The sequence below is a fragment of the Cupriavidus sp. 05T313 genome, from assembly GCF_056396665.1.
Window position 1 is genome coordinate 1 of the sequence record NZ_JBFTLX010000337.1, and the last position, 6,182, is coordinate 6,182.

At 62.7% G+C, this 6,182-nt stretch carries 5 protein-coding genes; 3 read left to right on the forward strand and 2 right to left on the reverse strand.

Annotated features, from left to right (window positions below):
- On the reverse strand, positions 1-321 hold a 321-nt coding region (locus tag AC1DKD_RS37945; RefSeq protein WP_477144471.1), incomplete at its 3' end, for a patatin-like phospholipase family protein.
- Between the two features lie 498 nt (positions 322-819).
- Between AC1DKD_RS37945 and ppk2 the strand changes: the two genes are divergently transcribed.
- Positions 820-1,641, forward strand: coding sequence for a polyphosphate kinase 2 (gene ppk2, locus AC1DKD_RS37950; RefSeq protein WP_477111049.1), 822 nt, complete (start codon positions 820-822; stop codon positions 1,639-1,641).
- Between the two features lie 103 nt (positions 1,642-1,744).
- The gene (locus tag AC1DKD_RS37955; RefSeq protein ID WP_477144469.1) at positions 1,745-2,305 is read left to right on the forward strand and encodes an N-acetyltransferase family protein; all 561 of its coding nucleotides are present in this window, start codon (positions 1,745-1,747) and stop codon (positions 2,303-2,305) included.
- 148 nt (positions 2,306-2,453) lie between these two features.
- Here the strand turns inward: AC1DKD_RS37955 and AC1DKD_RS37960 are convergent, their stop codons facing one another.
- Entirely contained in the window at positions 2,454-4,220 is a 1,767-nt protein-coding gene (locus AC1DKD_RS37960; RefSeq protein ID WP_477111048.1) for a SulP family inorganic anion transporter, read from the reverse strand.
- A 788-nt stretch (positions 4,221-5,008) separates the two neighbouring features.
- On the opposite strand from AC1DKD_RS37960, the gene AC1DKD_RS37965 reads away from it, so the two are divergent.
- Positions 5,009-6,182: DUF3141 domain-containing protein (locus tag AC1DKD_RS37965; RefSeq protein WP_477144470.1), on the forward strand; the 1,174-nt coding region annotated here is incomplete at its 3' end.

A 6,182-nucleotide genomic window follows, 5' to 3' on the forward strand; every position in this document is an offset into this window, starting at 1 on the left:
CTTGAATAGTGCGCTGGTGGACAAGCCAGCGACGATTTTCTCCATTTCGCCTGGCGTGACGCCGGTCGCATAGGCGGCACCGACCAGCGATCCCATGCTCGTACCCGTTATGCAGTCCACCGGCACGCGCAGCGATTCCAGAACCTTCAGGATGCCGATATGGGCGGCGCCGCGTGCGCCGCCGCCGGACAGCACCAGGCAGATCCGCGGTCTGCCCATGGCCTGCGGGGGGGCGCTGGCGAGAGGGGCGCCGGTGGCAGCAGCAGGCTGTGCGGCCGGCAACCCTGGCTCCGCAAGCGCTGGAAGCGCCGGGATCGCCAAAAAGGCGGCAAAGGCGGCCAGCAAGGCGCGCGGAAGACACCGAGGGCGCGCGTACCCCGGCGGGCACAAGGCAACACCACCCGAGCCGATCCAGATTTGAAGCTGTCGCCTTCCTGGTCTGGCTGCGGCTTTCATGGGCAGTTTTCAAGGCGAACGTTCTGTATAGCTTAGATGGACGAACACCGCTGCGGTAGGTATTGCACTGGTTACTTGTTGCAGGTCAATTTTTCCTCGCGGATCTGCACTACCTTGAAACAAGGAAGAAACGCCGTGCCGGTCGGTGCATCGCAGCATCATCAAGGTGGGGCGCCATTGGCGGCCCTGTGCGTACCAGCCATCACCCGCCAATGCGCAAGGCCCGATATTGAGAATGAGAACAAATTTCGTTGCGCGGCGCATGTGTAGGACCAAAGTCCGATTGCCAACGCACAAGCCGGCGGCCACATTTGACGTACATGCCCACCCGGGGTTGTCAGCGGCGGTATCAGGAGAAGAATCATGGCAAAGACGAATCAGCATGACGCCGATACCGAGCCACGGGAGGACGGAAAGTTCAGCAATAAGGAATACCTGAAGGAACTTGCCCGCCTGCATGTGGAACTCGTGAAACTGCAGGAATGGATTCTCGCGACCGGCTGCAAGCTTTGCATCATCTTTGAAGGGCGCGATGGCGCAGGTAAAGGCGGCACGATCAAGGCCATTACCGAGCGCGTGAGTCCGCGCGTGTTCCGCGTGGTTGCCTTGCCGGCGCCCACCGAGCGCGAAAAGAGCCAGATGTATGTCCAGCGCTACCTTCCGCACCTGCCCGCCGCAGGCGAGGTGGTGATTTTCGACCGCAGCTGGTACAACCGTGCCGGCGTGGAGCGGGTCATGGGCTTCTGCACCGAGGAACAGGCCGAGTCATTCCTGAGCGCCGTGCCCCTTGTGGAACAGGCCGTCGTGAGCTCGGGCGTTATCCTGCTCAAGTATTGGCTGGAGGTCAGTGAGCAAGAGCAGACCCGCCGCCTTGAGGCGCGCATTAACGATGGGCGGAAGACCTGGAAGTTGTCGGGCATGGACCTGAAGTCCTACAGCCGGTGGTATGACTACTCGCGCGCGCGCGACGACATGTTCCTTGCAACGGACACGGACTTCGCACCATGGTATGTTGCCAACTCGAACTGCAAGCGGCGCGCCCGTCTCAATATCATCAGTGACATATTGGCCAAGGTTCCCTACGAAGCCGTGCCGCGCAAGAAGGTAAAGCTGCCAGAACGGCAGAAGCCTGGTGGCTATCGGGAACCGGACTATCCCTACAAATTCGTTCCAGAGCAGTTTTGAGGGCCACGGGTTTCAATCCGTAACCTCTGTCAGTTTCGCCTAAGCGCACGCGCGGACCGCCGTGGCAACGCGGTCCCCTGGGCCAACTACAAACAAGGTCACCATGCAAGACAATCCCCTCTCTGAAATATCGCTGCCGGCCCGGGTGGCGCTGCGCGATGGGCGGCAGGTAGTGCTGCGCAAGATCCGGGAGGAGGACAAGGCCGGCTTGCTGGCGGCCTTCGACCGGCTTTCCGCGGACTCGCGTTACACGCGTTTCATGGCCTCCTTGCGGGAGTTGCCGGAGGCGATGCTTGAGTCGGCAACGCATCCGGCGCCGGAGCTGGAGTGCGCGCTGGTCGCCATCTACGGCGATGCGCAAAGCATTGTCGGCGGCGCGCGCTATGCCGCCGCGCCGGGCAGCGATGTCTGCGAGTTTGCCGTGACGATCGACGACGAATGGCACGGTCTCGGGCTGGCGCGGTGTCTCATGCAAGTATTGATCGCTGCCGCCCGCGCACGCGGATATCGCACCATGGAAGGCTACGTGCTGGCCTCGAACACCGGGATGCGCGGCCTTGCCCGCCGGCTCGGGTTTGTCGACACGRCCTGCCACGAAGATGCCACGTTGCGCGTGGTCAGTCTCGGCTTGACGGGGGCGGCGGAAGCACCGGCACCAGGGTAAGGGCGGATGATAGTCCGTCTCTCTGGTTCTGGCCGACTGGTGCCGAAGCTTCATCCCTTCCCGACCCTCATGGCGTCCGGCAACGGTTGCTCAATCTCGGTCAACCTCAGATCTCCAGCCCGTGGTGAAACGTCCTCCTCCACGTTCGCTATCCCATGACCTGCGTTTCAGCTCCCGCCGGGCCGCCCGTTTCCGCGTGTCGCTGAAACTCGTCGATCGCATCGGCCACCGAGACGCGGCGCCCGAAATAGCCGAGGCGATCCTCCAGCCCTTCAGCGCGAAGCATATCCCGCACCTTCGCATGCGCCGCCACAAGCCGCAGATCTATCCCTTCTGCCTTCAATGCCGTATGCAATGCCGCCAGCATGCGTGCGCCGGCGAGGTCGACGGCGGGCGAGGTGGACAGATCCCAGATCACCAGCCTGACCGGCGCGGCGGCCGAGCGGATTCTCTGCCAGACGGCAGCACGCACATGCTCGACGTTGAAGTAAAGCAGCGACGCCTCGACGCGGAACACCCGCACATCAGGAATGGCTTCGTTGTCGGGATTACGCTCCATATCGGAGTAAATGCGCGTGCCGGGGATGCGGCCGAGGATGGCCACATGCGGGTGCGCCGCGCGCCGTATGATCAGCAACATCGAAACGAGTACCGCCACGAGCACGCCGTTCAGGATGCCCAGCAAAAGCACGGCGGCAAACGCCACCATCGATACAATGAATTCAAGGCGGCTTACCCGCCACACGTGGCGCAGTTCGCCGATGTCGATCAAGCCCTTGACGGCAACCAGCACGATGGCTGCGAGTACCACGTTAGGCAGGTTGGCTAGCAAGCCGGTCAGGAACATCAGGCACAGTCCGATCGTGACCGAGGCGAAAACCAGCGCGAGTGGCGTCTTGGCACCAGCCTTGTCGTTCACCGATGACTGGGACAGACCGCCGGCGACAGGGTAGGCCTGGAAGAAGCCCGCGGCCAGATTCGCCGCGCCCAGGCCGAGCAGTTCCTGGCGCGGATCGATCTCGTAGCCGTGCGTCTGTGCCAGTGCCCGCGCCGCGGAAACGCTTTCCACGTAGGACAGCAACACGCAGGCGAATGCCAGCGGAACCACCCCGTCCACATCGCGTGCCCGCAGCCCGGGAAGGCGGAACTCCGGCAAACCTTGCGGCAACGCACCGACGACCTTGAAGCCGAACTGACTCAGCGACGTTGCCGACAGCACGATGATGGAAATCACCACCACGAACAGAGCGACCGGGCGGCCAGGCAGGAATTTCTCCCCCAGCAGCAGCAAGGCAAGCGCGACAAGACCGAAAGCGAACACGACCAGGTTGGTATCGGGGATCTGACCGGCGAGAATGACGACGCGCTCGAAGAAAGCCTCGCCGCCACCCTTGACCCCGAACAGCTTGGGCAATTGCGTCAAGGCGATGGTCAGGGCCGCGCCGGCTTTGAAGCCGAGCAGTATCGTTTCGCTGATGAAATTGACCAGGGAGCTCAGCCGCAGCAGCCATGCCAGCAAACACATGCCGGCCATGAGCACCGCCGTCAGCGCCGCGATGGCGGCCCAGCGGCCCGGATCGCCATTGGCCATGCCCGCCACCGTGACCCCGACGAGCATCGAGATCGCAGAGGTGGGCCCGATCGCAAGCTGGCGAGAGGAGCCGAACAGCGCGTAGAAGAGGCCGCCAACCAGATAGCAGTAAATGCCATATTGCGGAGGCAGGCCGGCGAGCGATGCGTAGGCGAGCGAAACCGGAATGCCGTAGGCAGCGAGCGTGACGCCGGCAATCGCGTCGCGCGCCAGCCACTGCGGCCGGTAGGTGGTCAGCCACTGCGCAGGAGGAAATACTGCGCGCCACCCACGCATGGAAGTCCCGCTGGTGGCTTCGCCGGCGGTGCCGGGATCGTCGGTCATGGCATCACATCCTCTTGGGGCGCGGATCTGACGGGAACCTGGATCAGGCATAACACTCAGGTAACAGACCTGCTCACGCTAGTTGCCTGTTCCCGCCGTCAAAATCGAATGCGCCATATGGAAAAGCAAGGCTTCCAAGAAACAACGCTTAGTGCACGCCGGTGTGCTGCGCCTCACGCGCTGGTGCCACAGCCGCAGTCCATACTTCCAAGATATTCGGCACAGGGTGCTTGTGCTTGATTTGGCGCAAAGTCCGGACGGGTCTGGCCTGTTCACTTCACGCGAAAACGGTGGCGCCCATTTCTTGAGCCTCTGCGCTACCGGACGCGTTTAGGACCGGCAAGCGTCACGACTTGCGGCCGGACGTCGTCCAGGGAAAAGTGCGCCCGGCACATCCCGCTGGCGCGCGGCGCCAGGGTGCCGCCATAGGTGCCTGGCCGCCGGCGCTGGCCTCTCAACAACCGCCCGTGCGCCGCGTGGCAACTGCATTCCGGTCACCGGGGCAATGAACAAGCCCGCCAATGAACGGTGCGTGACGTCATTTCGGCAACGAGCACGCATTCTTGATGCAAGTCAATGTGCTGGCGGACCGCATGTATAAAACATAGGCATATCAAGTCTGCGAAACGCGACGCCCCGATACGCCGGCGTTGCCGAATCGCACGTGCATGGCTCAGTGGGCATAGCCCGCCACTATTGAGGCCAATCCTATACGCGAAGGTACCTTCCATATCCGCCGGCGATGCCGCTCGCGGACGGTTTAACAACTGGCTGTCGAGGTCAYCACCATGGATGCTGGAAAGCAACTAGTACATGCGCACGAGATCGGTATCAAGACCGGTCTGGTACTTCAGAAACGCGTCAGGAATGCACAGGAAGCCTTTGGTCACCGGGTGCAGGAGGCCTGCGGCGATGGCAATGGCATTGGCAAAGGCATTGGCAAAGCCGAGGGCCTTGCCGACGCCGCCAGGCTGATGACAGGCGCCGATCCATTGAGTTGTTACGCTTACGCCGTGGATGCGGGGCAACGTGCCATCCTCTTCTGGGACACGCTCCGGCAGCGCGGCAATCACTTTGTCGAGAACGCGGTGCAGGGCCTGAAGCCGGTACTGCACTTCGACTACGAGTTTGTCCTCGACGGCCGCCAGTTCGAGCGGCCGGTGAACTACGCGCTGCTACGGATCACACCGCCCGAAGGCGTGCATATCGACAACAGCCGCCGTCCCTACCTGATCATCGACCCCCGCGCGGGCCATGGTCCCGGTATCGGGGGATTCAAGGACGATTCGCAGGTGGGCGTCGCATTGCGTGCAGGCCATCCTGTCTACTTCGTTATTTTCTTCCGCGATCCCGAACCGGGCCAGACCTTGCTCGATGTGTGCGAGGCCGAGCAGGTCTTCGTGAAGAAGGTCCGTGCGCTGCATGCGGACAGCCCCAAGCCGGCCATCATCGGCAATTGCCAGGGCGGCTGGGCGGCCATGATGCTGGCGGCCTCTGACCCGGACGACACCGGACCCATCGTCATCAACGGTGCGCCGATGTCGTACTGGAGCGGCGCCTGGAGCGAGGATGAGGGAGACAACCCGATGCGCTACGCGGGCGGCCTGCTCGGCGGTACCTGGCTGTCCTCGTTCACGGCGGATCTCGGCAACGGCAAGTTCGATGGCGCCCACCTGGTGCAGAACTTCGAGAACCTGAATCCCGCCAACAGCCTGTGGGACAAATACTTCAACCTGTACAACAAGGCCGACACGGAGCCGCCGCGTTTCCTGGAGTTCGAGCGCTGGTGGGGTGGCTACTACCTGATGAACCGGGAGGAGATCGAGTGGATCACCCGAAATCTGTTTGTCGGCAACAAGCTATGGTCCGGTGATGTGAAGGGCGCGGGCGGCAAGGGCTTCGACCTGCGTGATATCAGATCGCCCATCGTGCTGTTCGCCTCGATGGGCGACAACATCACAC